This is a genomic window from Acidisphaera rubrifaciens HS-AP3 (assembly GCF_000964365.1).
Classification (GTDB): domain Bacteria; phylum Pseudomonadota; class Alphaproteobacteria; order Acetobacterales; family Acetobacteraceae; genus Acidisphaera; species Acidisphaera rubrifaciens.
Window position 1 is genome coordinate 1 of sequence record NZ_BANB01000397.1, and the last position, 765, is coordinate 765.

Here is a 765-nt window from a genome sequence, read left to right on the forward strand (position 1 = left end):
ACGCGCGGCGCATAGGGCGCGGCCTCGCCCGCGGCCGCCGCGAGCTCGTTGGCGGTCGCGAACACCTGCAACGGCCCGGTCACGTCCAGCACCTGCACCGCGGGAAAGGCAAGCAGATCGACCACCCGCGCGGGCGGGTCCGGCGTTGGCGGAAAACGAGGTGTGTTTGGCATCTCCGCCGGACGCTGCCCCGCTACCGTCCGCGCGTCCACCCGAAACGACGCGGAGCCGCCCCATGCCCGACACCGATGCGACCGCCACCGACCCCACGGCCACCCACCCCACCCAGCCGGGCCACATCCGGCCGGGCGCGATTGAACCGATCGCGGACGACATCCCGCTCCACATCGGCTCGCTGCTGTTCGAGGGCGTGGACCAGATCGACCTGACCGGGCCGTTCGAGGTGCTGTCGCGGCTGCCGAACGCGACGCATCGCGTGTATGCGCCCGGCACCGCCGCGGTCCGCGACATACGCGGCCTGCGTCTCTCGCCGGACGCGACCCTCGCCGACGCGCCGCCGCTCGACGTGCTGCACGTCCCCGGCGGGTATGGGCAGGAAGCGCTGATGGACGATGCGGCGGTGCTCGACTGGCTGCGGCGACAGGCGGCGGGCGCGCGGGCGGTCTTTTCGGTCTGCACCGGCGCCCTGCTCTGCGGCGCCGCCGGGCTGCTGCGCGGGCGGCGGGCGACGACCCACTGGGCGTCGTTCCACCTGCTCCCCTGCTTCGGCGCGATCCCGGTCGATGCCCGCGTGGTGATCGACGG

General features: G+C 74.1%; 1 protein-coding gene. It reads left to right on the plus strand.

Annotation, left to right across the window (positions count from 1 at the left end):
* Positions 1-235 precede the first annotated feature (235 nt).
* Positions 236-765, plus strand: a 530-nt coding sequence (locus tag B8460_RS11745) for a DJ-1/PfpI family protein (RefSeq protein ID WP_148360560.1), incomplete at its 3' end; no start/stop codon positions are given.